Here is a 15,595-nt window from a genome sequence, read left to right as displayed (position 1 = left end):
CCCCGGATTCCGAGGCCTCGAAGCTGAGTGGCAAGCTGAACGGCAGCCCCGCTTCCGCCGCAATGGCCGCCGCTTCCTCCCCCTCTCCCCAGCCTGGTGTCACCGGGGGTGAGGCCGGCGGCTGGAGCAACCGCTTCGAGCAGGGCCTGCACCCGGCGATCGAGCGGTTCAACGCCTCGATCGGCTTTGACATCCTTCTGCTCCAGCAGGATCTCGACGGGTCCATCGCCCATGCCCGCATGCTCGGCCGCTGCGGCGTGATCAGCCAGGACGAATCCGCGCGGCTGATCGAGGGGCTCGAGACGGTGCGGCAGGAGGCCGCCGCCGGTCAGTTCCGCCCTGGTCTCGAGGCCGAGGACGTGCACTTCGCCGTGGAACGTCGGCTGATTGAACTCCTGGGACCCCTCGGCAAGAAGCTCCACACCGGTCGCTCCCGCAATGACCAGGTGGGCACCGATCTGCGCCTGTGGCTGCGCCAGCAGATCGATCAGATCGATGCGGCCCTGCTGCGGCTGGAGCGGGCCCTGCTGGAGCAGGCCGAGCGCCACGCCGACACCCTGATTCCCGGTTACACCCATCTGCAGCGGGCCCAGCCGGTCTGCCTGGCCCATCACCTGCTCGCCTACATCGAGATGGCGGAACGGGATCGCGCCCGGTTGGCGGATGTGCGTGGTCGGGTCAACATCTGCCCCCTCGGTGCCGCCGCCCTGGCCGGCACCCCCGTTCCCATCGACCGCCGTCAGACGGCCGCGGAGCTGGGCTTCGAGGCGCTCTACGCCAACAGTCTCGACGCCGTCAGTGATCGGGACTTCGCTGTGGAATTCATGGCAGCGGCTTCGCTGGTGCTTGTCCACCTGAGCCGCCTCAGCGAGGAGGTGATCCTGTGGGCGAGCGAGGAGTTCGGCTTCGTCGCTCTCACCGATCGCTGCGCCACGGGCAGCAGCCTGATGCCCCAGAAGAAGAATCCCGATGTGCCCGAACTGGTGCGGGGCAAGAGCGGCCGGGTGTTCGGCCACCTGATGGGGTTGCTCACCATGATCAAGGGGCTTCCGCTGGCCTACAACAAGGACTTTCAGGAAGACAAGGAAGCCCTCTTCGACGGGGTGGCCACGGTGCACGGCTGCCTTGAGGCCATGGCCATCCTGTTCGAGGAAGGCCTCCAGTTCCGCCCGGAGCGCCTGGAGGCGGCCGTGGCCTCGGATTTCTCCAATGCCACCGATGTGGCCGACTACCTCGTGGCCCGCGGTGTGCCCTTCCGGGAGGCCTACCAGCTGGTGGGTGGCCTGGTGAAACGCTGTCTGCAGGAGGGGGTTCTGCTGCGGGATCTCCCGCTGGATCGCTGGCAGGAGCTGCACCCTGCCTTCGACGCCGACATCCATGCGGCGATCCAGCCGCGCCAGGTGGTGGCGGCCCGGCGCAGCGAGGGTGGTACGGGGTTCGACCAGGTGGCCGCCCAGCTGCAGCGCGTGCGCACAAGGCTTGACGCCTGAGGGCGGAGAGCGCGGGTCGGCCTAGGCTGGGAGGGTTAGAGGCCTGAGTGCCTACCCCGGGTTCGTGAGCATTTTTGTTGGCAATCTGCCCTTCCGCGCTGAGCAGGAGGACGTGGCGGAATTGTTTGCACCGTTTGGTGAAGTGGTCAACTGTTCTCTACCCCTCGAGCGCGATACGGGTCGCAAAAGGGGCTTCGCCTTCGTTGAGATGGCCGATGCCGAGATGGAATCCCGGGCCATCGATGCCCTGCAGGGCGCCGAGCTGATGGGGCGGCCCCTGCGCATCAACAAGGCCGAGCCCCGTGGCGGCGGCGGTGGTGGTGGTGGTGGCGGTGGTCCGCGTCGGGGCGGCTACGGCGGCGGCGGATCTGGTGGCGGCTATGGCGGCTACGGGGCTGGCGGAGCCGGAGCCGGTGGCTATGGCGGAGGGGCTGACCGCGGATCGGGGGCCAGGGGCTGGGAAGACCGCAGCTACGGCAGCGGTTCCGACAACTTCGAGGCGGGTCGGACCCGCCGCCGCCGCAGCGGGGGGGCACCGGGTGGCTCGGAGGGCTACGGAGGCTATCAAGGGGCCGAGGGCTGAAGGCTGTTCCGGACCACCCCTTGCCGATCCCGGCCAGCTCAAGCTTCCCGGGCAGCTCAAGCACACGGTGGTCCTGCTCAGCATCCGAGCTGCTCGAGCCTGCGGGCGGCGGCCTCCAGCACCTCGGGTCCGGCCTGGCGGTCGCCCGCCTCGCGGGTGAGGCACTGGCGCCACTGACGCGCTCCACTGACCCCCTGCACCACATGCACCAGATGGCGGGCCAGGGGCCAGAGCCGCTCACCCCGTGCTCGCCACCCTTCGGCGTAGGGGATCAACCCCCGCACCACCTGGGAGGCCGCCGCCGCAGCCCGGCTGGTGTCGCCGTGGAAGTCCCGATCCACCCCAACCCAGCGCATCGGGTGGTCGTAGACCGCCCGTCCCACCATGGTGCCGTCGAGCCGCTCGAGGTGTTCCCGGCAGTCGTCAGGGGTCTGCAGCCCGCCGTTGAGCTCGATCGTCAGGTGCGGCCGCTCCGCCTTGAGCTGATGCACCAGCGGGTACCGGAGCGGCGGAATCGTGCGGTTCTGCTTCGGGTCCAGGCCGTCCAGCCAGGCCTTGCGGGCATGCACACTGAAGCGGCGGGCTCCCGCGGCGGCCACGGTGTCCACGAAGGCGACGAGCTCCGGGTAGGAATCCTGGGCATCGATGCCGATCCGATGCTTGACCGTCACCGGCAGGGGGGATGCGGCCGCCATGGCGGCAACGCAGGCGGCCACCTGCGGCGGATCGGCCATCAGACAGGCACCGAAGCGCCCCTTCTGCACCCGGGCACTCGGACAGCCCACATTGAGGTTGACCTCGTCGTAGCCCCAGTCATAGGCCAGCCGGGTGGCCTCAGCCAGCAGCCGGGGATCGTCGCCGCCCAGCTGCAGGGCGAGCGGTTTCTCCACCGGGTCAAAACCGATCAGCCGCTCCAGCCGACCCCCCGGCTGTGCGGCGCCGGCCGCCTGGCTGGCGTGGTGGAGCGCCTGGGCCACCACCATCTCGGTGTAGAGCAGGCTGTGACGGGTGATCTGACGCATCAGCACCCGGAAGTGCCGATCCGTGTAGTCCATCATCGGCGCCACACTGAAGCGGTAGCTGGCGCAGTCGGCGTGCTCCATCCCCCCATGCTGCCCGCCCATGCTTCCTGAACGGGTGTCCGTGCTGGTGGCGGGCGGTGGGCCGGCCGGTTTCATGGCGGCCATCAGCGCCGCCGAAGCCGGAGTCCGGGACATCCATGTGCTGGAGGCCACGTCCGAGCCCCTCCACAAGGTGCGCATCAGTGGCGGGGGCCGCTGCAACGTGACCCATGCCTGCTGGGATCCCCGTGCCCTGGTCGGTCACTACCCCAGAGGCAGCAAGGAGCTGCGGGGTCCGTTCGCCCGTTTCGCCTGCGCGGATGCGGTCGCCTGGTTCGAGGCCCATGGGCTGGAGCTGGTGGAGGAGCCCGATGGCCGCCTGTTTCCGCGCTCCAATGCGTCCAGCTCGGTCGTGGCCACCCTGCGCCGAGCCGCGGCCGCCGCCGGTGTCGCGGTGCACACGGGTGTGGGTGTGCAGCAGGTGGCGGTGCGCCCCGGGGGGGGATTCACCCTGCAGCTGCGCGGCGCCGGTCTGGACCATCCCCTGACCGCCCTGCAGGCGGAGCGGCTGGTGCTGGCCACGGGAGGCCACCCCAGTGGGCGGCGGCTGGCCCAGTCCCTGGGGCACAGCCTCGTGGCGCCGGTTCCGTCCCTGTTCACGCTGGCCCTTGCCGGGGATCCCCTCCTGGATCTGGCGGGGGTCGTGATGGATCCGGTCCGGCTGGTTCTGGAGCTGCCGGAGGGCGGCCGGGAACGTCAGCAGGGTCCGGTGCTGATCACCCACTGGGGCCTCAGTGGGCCGGCCACCCTGCGCCTCACGGCCTTCGCCGCCCGTGCCCTGCATGCCGCGAGCTACCGGGCCACCCTGGTGGTGGACTGGACGGGTGGACGCAGTGAGCAGGAGCTGGAGGGCTGGTTCCAGCGGGCTCGCCAGGACCAGGCCCGGCGCCAACTGGCCAATGCCCGCCCCTGGCCGGGCCTGAGCCGACGCCTCTGGCTCCATCTGCTGGCGAGCCAGGCGGTCGACCCCTCCCTCCGCTGGGCGGATCTGCCCCGGCGCCAGCAGCAGGCCCTGATGCGGGCGCTGCGGCAATCCCGCCATGCCGTGACCGGCAGGGGGCCATTCGGCGAGGAGTTCGTGACGGCGGGGGGGATTCCGCTCGGAGAAGTGACGTTCTCCCGGATGGAAAGCCGGCTTCAACCGGATCTCTACCTGGTCGGCGAGTTGCTGGATGTGGACGGCGTCACGGGTGGTTTCAACTTCCAGCACTGCTGGAGTTCGGGGTGGCTGGCGGGGCAGGCGCTCGCCAGTGCTGCAGGAAGCCAAGCCTCATGGTTGCCATGACAATGATGTCAGGGATGTCGGTTGGGATGCGGAGAAGAGACTTCCATCAGCGAGCAATGGATGATGGCATCGATTCGGGCAGGAAATATAATCTAATGAAAGTTCTGAATTTATTTGATTTGCTCGAATACTGAGAACATAGGGAGGTACATGGCGATCAGGATTGCCGCCACCATGCCACCCACCAACACAATCATCGCAGGTTCCAACAGAGAGGTTAATATTTTTACTGCCGCTTCAACCTCGTCTTCGTAGAAGTCAGCAACCTTGGAGAGCATAGAATCCATCTCGCCGGTTTCTTCACCGATCGACAACATGCTGATCGCCATCTCGGGGAAGACGTTCTTGCGGCCTAAGGCGACGCTCATCGGGATGCCGGCAATCAGGTCATCACGGCTGCTCTGGACCGCATCGGAAATGATGGAATTGCTGGTGACCTCCCGAACGACCTCCAGGGACTGAAGAATGGGCACACCAGCGCGGGTGAGGGAGCTGAATGTGCGACAGAATTGAGCTGTGGCCGTTTTTTGGATCAGATCACCGAAAACGGGAAGTTTCAGGCTGAGGGCGTCGATTCTGCGGCGACCGAGGGGTGTCTGGTAAAACTTGATGAAAGCAATAGCAAGAACAACCAGACCCGCAACCAGGACCAGGGAAAATGGAGATCGCAGCAGCTCGCTGAGATCAACCATCATCTGGGTGAACCAGGGCAAGTCAGCCCCCAGATCATCAAAGATCTTGGCGAACGTGGGAATGATGAAGATGGTCATCCCCAGGAAAACGGAAATGGCGATCACGAACACAGCCACGGGATAGCCCATGGCTCCCTTGATCTGGTTCTGGAGCCGGGCATTGTCTTCGAGAAGCTTGGCCAGCCGACGCAGGGATTCATCCAGCACACCCCCCGCTTCACCGGCTTCCACCATCGCCACGGTCAGGCGGTCGAACACCTTCGGCCAGCGCCGCATGGCGTCGCCGAGGGTTGTTCCCTGGTTGATCTCCAGGCTGATCGATTCCAGGGCCCGCTTGAACAGCGGCATCTTCTGTTGAGCGGCCATCAGATCGATGCTGCGCACGATCGGCACACCCGCATTCACCAGCGTCGCCAGCTTGCTGGCGAACACGGCCTTGGCCTGAACCCCAGGCCTGCGCTCGAACAGGCTGGTGAGACCTGAGAACTTGAGTTTCTGGCGAAGCTCCGCGGCGGCCTTCTGGCTGGTGGCCGAGCCCCCCGCCTTGGGCGTGATGGCGGTGACCCGGATGCCGCGCAGGCGGAGCGTGCGTTTGGCCTGCACCGCATCCGGTGCGTCAATGTTGACCGAGGTCTCCTTGCCGTTGTTGACGTAGTTGGCGATGAACGTTGGCATGGCCTTGGCTCCTCTCCTCAGGTCAGCTGGTTGAGCAGACGTTTCAGCTCATCCGGTTTGGTGGTCTTGGCAATCGCCTCCTCCATGAGGATCTCGTTGCTCATCACGAGGTCGGACAGGGACTTTTCCAGGGTCTGCATGGCCATCTGTCCCCCCATCTGAATCTGGGAGTAGAGCTGGGCGGTCTTGCCTTCGCGGATCAGGTTGGCAATGGCCGGTGTGTTGATCATGATTTCCTGAGCCATCACCCGGCCAAATTCCCCTGGAGCTGGATTGTGGCGCTTGCAGAGGGTCTGGGCAAACACGGCCACGAGGCTGGTGCTCAGCTGGACGCGGATCTGGGTCTGCTGACCGGCGGGGAACACATCCACCATCCGGTCCACGGTCTGGGCGGCGGAGCTGGTGTGCAGGGTGCCGAAGACCAGGTGACCTGTTTCGGCGGCCGTGATCGCCAACTGGATGGTTTCGAGGTCCCGCAGCTCGCCCACCAGAATCACGCCGGGGTCCTCCCGCAGCGCCGCCCGCAGGGCATTGGCGAAACTGCGTGTATCTTCATTCACCTGGCGCTGGTGGATCACGCTCTTCTCGGAGCGGTAGGTGAATTCGATGGGATCCTCGATCGTGAGGATGTGCTCGGCCCGCTGCTGGTTGATGTGGTCCAGGATGGCGGCGAGGGTGGTGGTCTTTCCCGATCCCGTGGGTCCGGTGACCAGCACCAGCCCCTTCGGGGATCGGCTGACTTCCTCGACGATCGGCGGGAGCCCCAGGGTGTCGAGCGAGGGCACCGTGTTCCCCAGGGCGCGGAGGCAGGCCGCATAGGTGCCCCGCTGGCGGAAGACGTTGACCCGGAACCGCGCCACCCCCTTGAGGCCATAGGAGCAGTCCAGCTCCCAGGTCTGCTCCAGCTGTTTGCGCTGGGCATTGTTCAGCATGGAGAAGATCAGCTTGTTGCAGGATTCTTCATCCAGGCGATCATCGATGATCGGTCGCAGCTGCCCATTGAAACGGCCATAGGGTGGAAGGCCGGCACTGATGTGCAGGTCGCTGCCTCCATCTGCCACGAGCTGGCTCATCAGGTCTTCGATGATGACGGCCATGGTCGCGTTTCCAGGGGGTGGGCGGAGAAATCGTCCGGTGATCGACGCCGTGGCTCAATCAGCTGAGGCCCCCGGCTGGCGAATTGTCGGCCCTACCTCTCGGTGAGGCAATAGGGGCACTCCAGCCAATCGTCATGCAGACCAGCCCCGCAGCCCTTGCAGGTCAAGGTGCTGAGGGCCCGGGATCGACGCTCGCTCTCGAGGCCTGAATCGGTCAGGAGCATCCGCTCCACTTCAGCCAGGGTGGTGTGACCTTCCCGCACCAGCTGCAATCCGTAACCCAGCAGCGTCTTCATGCCGCCTTCCAGGGCCAGACGGCGGATCACATCGGTGGTCTGGTGCTTGGCAATGGCGGCGGCGATCTGGTCGTTCATGCGCAGCACCTCATAGACGCCCACGCGACCCTTGTAGCCCGTCCCATGGCAGGCAGGACAGCTGCCTTCCCCGCCCGGGTTGGCGTTGTTGGCGCGGTAGAAGGTCACGCCGCTCTCATTGCTGGTGAGCAGTCCGAAACTGCTCAGCTCTTCGCTGGAGGGGTGATAGCCGATGCGGCAGCGGGGGCAGACCCTCCGCAGCAGCCGCTGGGAGACGATACCCAGCAGGGAGGCGCTCACCATGAAGGGCTCCACGCCCATCTCGCCCAGGCGCGCGATGGCGCTGGGGGCGTCATTGCAGTGCAGGGTGGTCATCACGAGGTGACCGGTGAGGGCGGCCTCGATGGCTGTCTTGGCGGTCTCCAGGTCGCGGGTTTCCCCCACCAACAGCACGTCGGGGTCCTGGCGCATGAAGGCCCGCAGGGCGGTGGCGAAGTCCAGGCCCTTGTCCCGGTTCACCTGGGTCTGGGTGATGCCGTGGAGGGTGTATTCGATCGGGTCCTCCACCGTGGAGATGTTGATGGCCGTGTCGTTCCGCTCGGACAGCAGCGCGTACAGGGTGGTGGACTTGCCGGACCCCGTCGGCCCGGTGACCAGGATCATCCCGTAGGGCCGGGCGCCGAGCTCCCGCAGGGTTCGGCGGGCCGCGTCGTCGGTGATCAGGGTGTCCAGGCCGAGCTGGGTCGCTCCGCTGTCCAGCAGTCGCATCACCACCTTTTCACCGTTGCGGGTGGGCAGGGTGCTGACCCGGAAGTCCATGGTGCGCCCCCGGAACATGCGGCGGATGCGACCGTCCTGGGGCATGCGCCGCTCGGCGATGTCCAGGTCGGCCATGATCTTCATGCGCGAGGTGACGGCCGGCGTCAGGCTCTTGGGGAGATCCTCGAAGTGCTTCTGCAGAACGCCGTCGATCCGGAACCGGATCTCCAGGGTGTGGTCCTGGGGTTCGACGTGAATGTCACTGGCCCCACTGGTGAGGGCCTCGATCAGCAGGCGGTCGACCAGGCTCACGATCGGCGAGGCGTTCGCCCTGGAGCTGGCCTCGCTTTCGCTGATCTCGAGGTCCTCGAGGTCCTTGACCTCCTGGAGCTGCCCCACGGCGGTGGGGATGTTCAGATCCTTGGTGAGGGAGCGGATCTTGAAGGGGTTGTCGGCCTCGGTTGACGGGGAAGGGTTCTGTCCGTCCGCAGCCGGGTCCAGAAGTGCCGCCTCAGGGTCTTCGCTGGCAGCGGCCGACGGGTCCAGCGCTGCGACGATGTCCGCGGCCAGGGCGACCACCAGCTCGCAGCCGCGGCCCACGGCCTGGAGTTCTCTCACCACCGCGTCCCGCTGTTCCGCCTCCCAGTTGCTGGGCACCGCGACCCGCAGACGGCCGTCCACTTCAGCGACGGGACAGGCGCCGATTTCCCGCCACCGCGCCATGGAGAGCCCGGGGTTCTGCAGCCGGTTGGGTTTCAGCTCTTTCCTGCCCAGCACGGGATGGCCGAGCAGCAGTTCGAGTTCCAGCCGCTGCTGCTCTCGGCTGACCGCATCGGGGACCGGTCTGGAGGTGGTGAGGGTCATAGTCCCGAGGTGCGGGCTTCCGCCGTTGTGGGGGATGGGAGTGAAGTCCCAACATGTTTAGATCCAAAGTTCCAACTTGTCACTCATGAGCGGTGAACCTGCGATGGGATCCGAGACCAGCCCCGGTGAGGATCTGCAGACTCCGGTCGACGCCCCGGTGACCACGGCGGCGGCTGACGCCTCGGACGACCCTGCAGCGACCCCCCGTTCCCAACCCCCAGCGGCTGAGGCGGCTCCGGATCGGGTCTCCCAGCTCGAAGCCGAGCTCGAAGCCCTGCGGGCCCAGCATGAGACCCTCAACGGCCAGTACATGCGGCTGGCGGCCGACTTCGACAATTTCCGCAAGCGGCAGAGCCGGGACAACGAGGATCTTCGGCTGCAGATCACCTGCGCGAACCTGAGCGAGATCCTGCCGGTGCTCGACAACTTCGACCGAGCCCGCCAGCAGCTGACCCCCCAGCATGAGGAGGCCCAGACCCTCCATCGCAGTTACCAGGGGCTGTACCGCCAGCTGGTGGAGGTCTTCAAGCAGCTTGGGGTGTCCCCGATGCGCGTCGAGGGGGAGCCCTTCGACCCCACCCTCCATGAAGCGGTGATGCGCGAACCCAGTGACAGCCACCACGAGGATGTGGTGATCGAGGAGCTGCAGCGCGGTTACCACCTCAACGGCCGGGTCCTCCGCCACGCCCTGGTGAAAGTGTCGATGGGGCCGGGTCCCGCCCAGCCGGAAGAAGCCCAGGAGCCCGGTGAGCAGCCCACCTCCCCGCCGCAAGAGGCCTGACCATGGCCGATTACTACGACCTCCTCGGTGTCAGCCGCGATGCCGATGCCGACACCCTCAAACGGGCCTACCGACGCCTGGCGCGCCAGTACCACCCCGACATCAACAAGGATCCCGGCGCCGAGGATCGGTTCAAGGAGATCGGCCGGGCCTACGAGGTTCTCAGTGATTCCCAGTCCCGGGCCCGCTACGACCAGTTCGGGGAGGCTGGCCTCGGTGGCTCCGGCATGCCCGACATGGCCGACATGGGAGGCTTCGCCGACCTGTTCGAAACCTTCTTCAGCGGTTTCGGCGGCGCCGCTGCCGGCGGGGGGCCGAGACGGCGCGGACCCCGTCAGGGGGACGACCTGCGGCTGGATCTGACCATCAGCTTTCAGGAGGCCGTCTTCGGCATCGAACAGGAGGTCCAGATTCGCCATCTGGAGACCTGTGGCACCTGCGGCGGCTCGGGGGCGAAGGCCGGGGTCGGCCCCACCACCTGCGGCACCTGTTCCGGGGCTGGGCAGGTGCGGCGTGCGACGCGCACCCCCTTCGGCAGCTTCACCCAGGTGGCGCCCTGCCCCACCTGCGAGGGCACCGGCCAGGTGATCGCCGACCCCTGCAACGCCTGCGGCGGTCAGGGTCTGCAGCAGGTCCGCAAGAAGCTGCGCATCAACATCCCCGCCGGGGTTGATTCGGGGACGCGTCTGCGGGTGGCCAACGAAGGGAACGCCGGCCAGCGGGGCGGTCCCCCCGGCGATCTCTACGTCTTTCTGACGGTTCAACCCCATCCCCACCTGCGCCGCGATGGGATCAACGTGCAGTCCGAGGTGGTGCTCAACTATCTGCAGGCCATCCTGGGTGACACCATCGAGGTGGAGACGGTCGACGGCCATGAGCAGCTGGAGGTGCCGGCCGGCACCCAGCCCGGAGCGGTGCTCACCCTGCAGGGCAAGGGGGTTCCCAAGCTGGGCAATCCGGTGGCCCGCGGCAACCACCTCTTCACCGTCAAGGTCCAGCTGCCCACCAAGCTGAACGCCGAGGAGCGGGAGCTGCTCGAGCAGTTGGCGGGCCACCACACCAGCAAGGGTCACAAGCATCCCCACAGGAGCGGACTGTTCGGGGGCCTGTTCGGTCACCGTGACTGATCATCCTCAGCCGCCGGTGGAGCCCTCCATGGAACCCTCCCTGCGCCTGGACCTGCGCGGCACGCCCTGCCCCCTGAACTTCATCCGCACCAAGCTGTCCCTGGAAACGTTGCAGCCCGGCGCCTGGCTGCAGGTGGATCTCGATGGCGGCGAGCCCGAGCAGATGGTGGCCTCCGGCCTGGAGCAGGCGGGCCACACGGTGCGGCGTCAGAGCCATCCCACCATCGCCACAGCCGTCCGTCTGCTGATCCGCCGCGATGGCCTCTGATCCGGCGGCGCCTTCGGCCGTCGCCGGCCTGGTGGTGGCCCTCCAGGCCAATTACTGCTGGGTCGAGCTCGATCACCCTGGTCCTGGAGGGGAGCTCCGCTTGCTCTGCACCCGGCGCACCCGGCTCGGCAAGAGCGGTCAGACCATCTGTGTGGGGGATCGGGTGAGGCTGGAGGGGGTCGACTGGGCCGCGGGCAGGGGAGCCGTGGCGGCCCTGGAGCCCCGTGCCACCCGGTTGGATCGGCCCGCGGTCGCCAATGTCACCAGGATCGTTGTGGTGGCGTCACTCGCTGAGCCTCTGCTGGATCCCCTCCAGCTCACCCGCTTTCTGCTGACCGCCGAAGCCACCGGCTGCGCCGTTCTGCTGGTGTTCTCCAAGGCCGATCTGCTGCCCCCCGCTGAGGTCGCCAGCTGGTGCTCCCGGGGCCGGGCCTGGGGTTATGAACCCGTCGCGGTGTCCAGCGCCACCGGAATGGGGCTGGAGGTGCTGCGGGAGCGGCTGAGCGGGCCGGGTATCAGTGTGCTGTGCGGCCCTTCGGGTGTCGGCAAGAGCAGTGTGCTCAATGGTCTGCTGCCCGGCCTGGAGCTGCGGGTGGGCGAAGTGTCGGGCCGGCTGCAGCGCGGCCGGCACACGACCCGTCACGTCGAGCTGTTTCCCCTGGCGCCTTCGGCCCGGGTGGCGGACACCCCGGGTTTCAACCGACCTTTGCTCCCCCCCGACCCCGCCGCCCTGGCTCCGTTGTTTCCCGAGGTGCGCGCTGCTCTGGCGCGGCACGGTGGCTGTCGCTTCAGCAATTGTCTGCACCTGGGCGAACCGGGCTGCGTTCTGGGGCTCGAGTGGGATCGCTGGCCCCTCTACCGCCAGTGCCTGGCAGTGCTCCAGGCCGACGCCGAACGCCGTGGGACCCGCCCGGCCTCCAGTGCGGAGGGCCCGGGGCTGCGGCGCCGGGGGGGCGGGCTGGAACCGCGGCTGGCACCCCAGCTGCGGCAGGTGTCCCGCCGGCGTCAGCGCCAGCAGGTGGCGTCTGAATCCGAGCTGCCCAACGCGCTGCCCAGCGAGCCGCCCGCCGGTGCTGAGGAGTGCTGAGCAGGCCTAGCCTCCCAGACCAGGCAGGTTCAGGTTCAGGCCGCCGGTGAGTTCCTCCATCCGACCCTTCATCGTGCTTGTGGAGTTCTCGTAGGCGGCCTGGAGGGCCTCGAGCACGGCCGTCTCGCAGGCGCCGGCACCATCGGCGACCAGTTCGGGAGCCAGCCGCACCTTCAGGGGCTGCTGGTTGCCGGACAGCCAGACGCTGGCGCGCCCATCCGCACTGCTGCCCTCCAGTTCCATCGCATCGAGTTCCTCCTGGAGCTTCTGCGCGTTCTGCTGGAGTTCCTGGGCCTTCTTGAAGGCTTCGGTGAGCTGACCGAAGTTGGGGAGTCCGAAGCCGGCCATGCCTGATGAAAAGCTGCGGGCAGGCTAAGCGGGCCCCGGTTTCAGAATCCCAGCCGCTTCACCTCGGGATGGAGGGCAATGCCGTGGTGCTCCTGCACCCGGTGCTGCACCTCGCGGATCAGGGCGTCGATGTCGCTGGCGGTGGCCTCCCCGGTGTTCACGATGAAATTGGCATGGATCCGGGAGACCTCGGCCCCGCCGATGCGCAGGCCCTTCAGGCCGAGCGCCTCGATCAGACGCCCGGCCTTGAGGGGTTCCGGATTGCGGAACACGCTGCCGCAGCTCGGTTGCTGGTACGGCTGGGTGCTGGTGCGGCTGTGCAGGTTGGTGCTGGTGCGCTGGCTCACCGTGGCGGGATCGTGGCCGGGTTCCAGCTGGAAACGGGCGGAGAGCACGATCAGGGGTTCCTCCTGGAGCCGGCTGTGGCGGTAGGCGAAGTCGAGATCGGCCCGGCCCAGCTCGAAGGGGTGGTCCGGCCGGGCGGGGTCCAGGACCCAGACCGAGTGGAGCCATTCCGCGGTGCACCCCCCCTGGGCACCGGCATTCATCACGGCGGCACCCCCCACGGTGCCGGGGATGCCCACGGCCCATTCCAGGCCACTCAGCCCGGCGCGGGCTGCCTTGCGGGCCAGGCTGGGGATGGGTTCCCCCGCTGCGGCTTCCACCCACCCCGTCGTCGCGTCGAGCTGGCTGCCCTGCAGGCGACGGTTGCAGAGCGTCAGCCCGGTCAGCCCGGCGTCGGCAATCAGCAGGTTGGAACCGGCCCCGATGCAGCGCAGGGGTCTGGCTTCCCGCCAGGCCCAGGCGGCCAGGGCCACCAGCTCCTCATCCCGGGAGGGCTCCGCGAACCATTCCGCCGGTCCGCCCACCTTCCAGGTCGTGAAGGCCTCCAGTGGGATGTGCCGGCGCAGACCCGGCGGCTGGCTGCAGGTGGCTGGCATCGCGGCGGCTCCGGGCTCAGGCCACCAGCTCGAAGGAATCCGACTGCAGCCGTTCCAGCCGTGTCCAGAGGCTGTTGACATCGCCCGCTCCCATCGCCAGCACCAGATCGCCGGCAAGGCTCGCCTCGGCCACCTGGGCGGCCAGGTCATCGAGGCTTTCCGCCACGGTCACGGACAGACCCGGCGCCAGGGCCCGAACCGCTTCGCCGATGGCACGGCTGCTCACCCCCGCGATCGGAGCCTCGCCGGCGTCGTACAGCGGGGCGATCATCACCGCATCCGCCAGGGTGAGTGCCTCGGCGAAACCCTGAAGGAACTGGGCGGTGCGGCTGTAGCGGTGGGGCTGGAACACGGCCACAAGCCGCTGGGGAACCTCAGGCAGGGGGCTGCGGCCGCTGCTCACCATCAGCCGGGCCATGCCGAGGGTGGCGGCCACCTCGCTGGGGTGGTGCGCATAGTCATCCACGACCATCCGCCCGTGCCAGATCCCCCGGAAGTCGAAACGCCGGCCGGGTGGTCTGAGCTGGCTCACGGCCAGGCGCAGCTCCTGGAAGGAGATGCCCTCCAGCCTGCAGGCGGCCAGGGCGGCGAGGGCATTGCTGAGGTTGTGCCGGCCGGGCAAGGGGAGCGCGATCTGGCCCACCAACTGCCCGTGTTCGAAGAAGTCGGCCAGGGTGCCATCACCCCGCTCCTCACGGGCAATGGCGGCGTAGTCGACGCCGCTGGGCGACGCGGTCGACCACCAGTGCTGGGCGTCGAAGTGCTCCCGCAGGATCGGGCAGTCCCTGTTGGCCAGCAGGCGGGCGGAACGGCCAGCGAAGCGCTGCAGGGTGCTGATCAGGGCGTCCAGGTCGGGGTAGTGGTCGGTGTGGTCCAGCTCCACATTGGTGAGGACGCCGAGCTGGGGGCGGAACTTCACCAGCGATCCGTCCGACTCGTCGGCTTCCGCCACCAGCAGGGCCCCCTTGCCGTGGCGTCCGTTGCTGCCGAAGGCGGGCACGACCCCACCGATGACGGCCGTGGGGTCGTGGCCGGTGGCCTCCAGCAGGGTGGCGATCAGCGTGCTGGTGGTGGTCTTGCCGTGGCTGCCGGCGACGGCGATCGAGGGCTGGGCGTTGATCAGGGCCGCCAGCACATCGGACCGGTGGAAGATCTGCAACCCGGCGCGCCGGGCTTCGCTCAGCTCCGGATTCGACTCGGGCACGGCCGAGCTGACCACCACCTGGGGGGGGATGGAGGTGCCGCTGCGGATCGCCGCCACCGTGGTCGCGCTCTGCTCACGGAACACCCTGACCCCGAGACGCCTGAGGTTGGCCAGCACCGCATTGTCGCGGGGGTCCGAGCCGCTCACCGCATAGCCCCGTTCGGCCAGGATCCCCGCCAGGGCGGACATGCCGATGCCACCGACCCCGATGAAGTGCAGCGGCTGGTGGCGATCGAGCTGGGGGATCAAGGTCGTCTCCGAACCGGGAAGCTGCTTCTGGGGAAATTAGGCTGCCCCGGGCCCCCAGCACCATTACGAGATGCTGCGCCCGGGCGGTGTCGCCGGCCGCATCCTCCTGCCTGGCTCAAGGCGCAGCAAGGGGGGCGGAGGCAATTTCTGTATGATCGGCAGCCAAATCCCCCCTTGCCGGCGGTTCTGACCGCCCTCAGCCATGACGTTGAAAGTTGCGATCAATGGATTCGGCCGGATCGGTCGCAACTTCATGCGCTGCTGGCTCAGTCGCGGTGCCAACACCGGGATCGAGGTCGTGGGTCTCAACGACACCTCCGATCCCCGCACCAATTCCCACCTGCTCACCTACGACTCGATGCTGGGTCGGATCCGTGATGTCGAAGTGGGCTATGCGGATGATGCCATCATCGTGAATGGCAAGACGATCAAGTGCTTCTCCGATCGCAATCCTCTCAACCTCCCCTGGAAGGAGTGGGGAGTGGATCTGGTCATCGAGTCCACCGGGGTCTTCATTGACAAGGACGGAGCCGGCAAGCACCTCCAGGCCGGAGCCAGCAAGGTTCTGATCACCGCTCCCGGCAAGGGCGACGGGGTCGGTACCTTCGTGGTCGGTGTGAACGATTCCGAATATCGCCACGAGGACTGGGACATCGTCTCGAACGCCAGCTGCACCACCAACTGCATGGCGCCGCTGGTGAAGGTCCTCG

General features: G+C 67.5%; 15 protein-coding genes. 8 read left to right on the top strand and 7 right to left on the bottom strand.

The window, feature by feature from the left end:
* Window positions 1-62: 62 nt before the first annotated feature.
* Together argH and ACLD7X_RS13420 are read left to right on the top strand one after the other, a co-directional pair.
* Window positions 63-1,490, top strand: coding sequence for an argininosuccinate lyase (gene argH, locus ACLD7X_RS13425; RefSeq protein ID WP_411424158.1), 1,428 nt, complete (start codon window positions 63-65; stop codon window positions 1,488-1,490).
* Between the two features lie 64 nt (window positions 1,491-1,554).
* The gene (locus ACLD7X_RS13420) at window positions 1,555-2,073 is read left to right on the top strand and encodes an RNA recognition motif domain-containing protein (RefSeq protein ID WP_411424157.1); all 519 of its coding nucleotides are present in this window, start codon (window positions 1,555-1,557) and stop codon (window positions 2,071-2,073) included.
* Window positions 2,074-2,150: 77 nt separating this feature from the next.
* On the opposite strand, the gene dusA is transcribed toward ACLD7X_RS13420, so the two are convergent.
* Window positions 2,151-3,251: a tRNA dihydrouridine(20/20a) synthase DusA gene (gene dusA / locus ACLD7X_RS13415; RefSeq protein ID WP_425625215.1), complete on the bottom strand. Its 1,101-nt coding sequence runs from the start codon at window positions 3,249-3,251 to the stop codon at window positions 2,151-2,153.
* On the opposite strand from dusA, the gene ACLD7X_RS13410 reads away from it, so the two are divergent.
* Window positions 3,211-4,479 carry a BaiN/RdsA family NAD(P)/FAD-dependent oxidoreductase gene (locus tag ACLD7X_RS13410; protein WP_425625214.1) on the top strand — a complete coding sequence of 423 codons (1,269 nt, stop codon included), beginning with the start codon at window positions 3,211-3,213 and terminating at the stop codon, window positions 4,477-4,479. The genes dusA and ACLD7X_RS13410 overlap by 41 nt on opposite strands.
* A gap of 110 nt (window positions 4,480-4,589) precedes the next feature.
* On the opposite strand, the gene ACLD7X_RS13405 is transcribed toward ACLD7X_RS13410, so the two are convergent.
* The 3 genes from ACLD7X_RS13405 to ACLD7X_RS13395 all read right to left on the bottom strand — a co-directional run bounded on the left by ACLD7X_RS13405 (window position 4,590) and on the right by ACLD7X_RS13395 (window position 8,880).
* Window positions 4,590-5,846, bottom strand: a complete 1,257-nt coding sequence (locus ACLD7X_RS13405) for a type II secretion system F family protein (protein ID WP_411424154.1) — start codon at window positions 5,844-5,846, stop codon at window positions 4,590-4,592.
* A gap of 17 nt (window positions 5,847-5,863) precedes the next feature.
* Window positions 5,864-6,943: a type IV pilus twitching motility protein PilT gene (locus tag ACLD7X_RS13400; RefSeq protein WP_411424153.1), complete on the bottom strand. Its 1,080-nt coding sequence runs from the start codon at window positions 6,941-6,943 to the stop codon at window positions 5,864-5,866.
* Between the two features lie 92 nt (window positions 6,944-7,035).
* Window positions 7,036-8,880, bottom strand: coding sequence for a GspE/PulE family protein (locus ACLD7X_RS13395; RefSeq protein WP_412007197.1), 1,845 nt, complete (start codon window positions 8,878-8,880; stop codon window positions 7,036-7,038).
* 103 nt (window positions 8,881-8,983) lie between these two features.
* On the opposite strand from ACLD7X_RS13395, the gene grpE reads away from it, so the two are divergent.
* The 4 genes from grpE to rsgA are packed head-to-tail and all read left to right on the top strand — an operon-like array spanning window position 8,984 to window position 12,143.
* Window positions 8,984-9,661 carry a nucleotide exchange factor GrpE gene (gene grpE, locus ACLD7X_RS13390; protein ID WP_412007198.1) on the top strand — a complete coding sequence of 226 codons (678 nt, stop codon included), beginning with the start codon at window positions 8,984-8,986 and terminating at the stop codon, window positions 9,659-9,661.
* A 2-nt stretch (window positions 9,662-9,663) separates the two neighbouring features.
* Entirely contained in the window at window positions 9,664-10,788 is a 1,125-nt protein-coding gene (gene dnaJ, locus ACLD7X_RS13385) for a molecular chaperone DnaJ (RefSeq protein ID WP_411424150.1), read from the top strand.
* Between the two features lie 16 nt (window positions 10,789-10,804).
* Entirely contained in the window at window positions 10,805-11,056 is a 252-nt protein-coding gene (locus ACLD7X_RS13380) for a sulfurtransferase TusA family protein (protein WP_425625212.1), read from the top strand.
* Window positions 11,046-12,143, top strand: a complete 1,098-nt coding sequence (gene rsgA, locus ACLD7X_RS13375; protein WP_411424148.1) for a ribosome small subunit-dependent GTPase A — start codon at window positions 11,046-11,048, stop codon at window positions 12,141-12,143. Before ACLD7X_RS13380 ends, rsgA begins: the two co-directional genes overlap by 11 nt.
* A 6-nt stretch (window positions 12,144-12,149) precedes the next feature.
* On the opposite strand, the gene ACLD7X_RS13370 is transcribed toward rsgA, so the two are convergent.
* Genes ACLD7X_RS13370 through murC form a run of 3 tightly spaced genes read right to left on the bottom strand, consistent with a single transcriptional unit; the run spans window position 12,150 to window position 14,885 of the window.
* A complete protein-coding gene (locus tag ACLD7X_RS13370; RefSeq protein WP_411424147.1) occupies window positions 12,150-12,491 on the bottom strand; it encodes a YbaB/EbfC family nucleoid-associated protein in 342 nt (113 codons plus the stop codon).
* Between the two features lie 41 nt (window positions 12,492-12,532).
* The gene (murB, locus tag ACLD7X_RS13365) at window positions 12,533-13,432 is read right to left on the bottom strand and encodes a UDP-N-acetylmuramate dehydrogenase (protein ID WP_411424146.1); all 900 of its coding nucleotides are present in this window, start codon (window positions 13,430-13,432) and stop codon (window positions 12,533-12,535) included.
* A 16-nt stretch (window positions 13,433-13,448) separates the two neighbouring features.
* A complete protein-coding gene (gene murC / locus ACLD7X_RS13360; protein ID WP_411424145.1) occupies window positions 13,449-14,885 on the bottom strand; it encodes a UDP-N-acetylmuramate--L-alanine ligase in 1,437 nt (478 codons plus the stop codon).
* A 202-nt stretch (window positions 14,886-15,087) separates the two neighbouring features.
* Here murC and ACLD7X_RS13355 point away from each other — a divergent pair.
* Window positions 15,088-15,595, top strand: a 508-nt coding sequence (locus ACLD7X_RS13355) for a glyceraldehyde 3-phosphate dehydrogenase NAD-binding domain-containing protein (RefSeq protein WP_411424144.1), incomplete at its 3' end; no start/stop codon positions are given.

Source organism: Aphanothece microscopica RSMan92, from assembly GCF_046613545.2.
Classification (GTDB): domain Bacteria; phylum Cyanobacteriota; class Cyanobacteriia; order PCC-6307; family Cyanobiaceae; genus NIES-981.
Note: the sequence above shows the minus strand (reverse complement) of the source record. Positions and strands in the feature narration are given on the sequence as shown.

What these genes read in the sequence shown, in the direction of transcription:
- argH (WP_411424158.1), top strand. Translation starts at nt 63, where the DNA reads ATGGCCGCCGCTTCCTCCCCCTCTCCCCAGCCTGGTGTCACCGGGGGT.
- dusA (WP_425625215.1), bottom strand. Translation starts at nt 3,251, where the DNA reads ATGAAACCGGCCGGCCCACCGCCCGCCACCAGCACGGACACCCGTTCA.
- ACLD7X_RS13405 (WP_411424154.1), bottom strand. Translation starts at nt 5,846, where the DNA reads ATGCCAACGTTCATCGCCAACTACGTCAACAACGGCAAGGAGACCTCG.
- ACLD7X_RS13400 (WP_411424153.1), bottom strand. Translation starts at nt 6,943, where the DNA reads ATGGCCGTCATCATCGAAGACCTGATGAGCCAGCTCGTGGCAGATGGA.
- ACLD7X_RS13395 (WP_412007197.1), bottom strand. Translation starts at nt 8,880, where the DNA reads ATGACCCTCACCACCTCCAGACCGGTCCCCGATGCGGTCAGCCGAGAG.
- grpE (WP_412007198.1), top strand. Translation starts at nt 8,984, where the DNA reads ATGGGATCCGAGACCAGCCCCGGTGAGGATCTGCAGACTCCGGTCGAC.
- dnaJ (WP_411424150.1), top strand. Translation starts at nt 9,664, where the DNA reads ATGGCCGATTACTACGACCTCCTCGGTGTCAGCCGCGATGCCGATGCC.
- rsgA (WP_411424148.1), top strand. Translation starts at nt 11,046, where the DNA reads ATGGCCTCTGATCCGGCGGCGCCTTCGGCCGTCGCCGGCCTGGTGGTG.
- ACLD7X_RS13370 (WP_411424147.1), bottom strand. Translation starts at nt 12,491, where the DNA reads ATGGCCGGCTTCGGACTCCCCAACTTCGGTCAGCTCACCGAAGCCTTC.
- murB (WP_411424146.1), bottom strand. Translation starts at nt 13,432, where the DNA reads ATGCCAGCCACCTGCAGCCAGCCGCCGGGTCTGCGCCGGCACATCCCA.